Here is a 219-nt window from a genome sequence, read left to right as displayed (position 1 = left end):
GAGAATAACGGATTCGAACCGTTGACCCTCTGCGTGCAAGGCAGATGCTCTAGCCAGCTGAGCTAATCCCCCAAGAGGTTGTTCAAGAATATCGTTTTTTAGCTTTTAGCTTTCAGCTTTCGCTGTTCCTCGTTCTTGAGCTTGGTAGTCCCAGGCAGAGTTGAACTGCCGACCTCTACATTATCAGTGTAGCGCTCTAACCAACTGAGCTATAGGACT

Annotated in this window: 1 tRNA gene; it reads right to left on the bottom strand. The window is 47.9% G+C overall.

Annotation, left to right across the window (positions count from 1 at the left end):
• Window positions 1-142 precede the first annotated feature (142 nt).
• Window positions 143-219: transfer RNA gene (locus WS42_RS15135), tRNA-Ile, on the bottom strand.

It is taken from the genome of Odoribacter sp. N54.MGS-14, from assembly GCF_000980295.1.
GTDB classification, from domain to species: domain Bacteria; phylum Bacteroidota; class Bacteroidia; order Bacteroidales; family Marinifilaceae; genus Odoribacter; species Odoribacter splanchnicus.
Note: the sequence above shows the minus strand (reverse complement) of the source record. Positions and strands in the feature narration are given on the sequence as shown.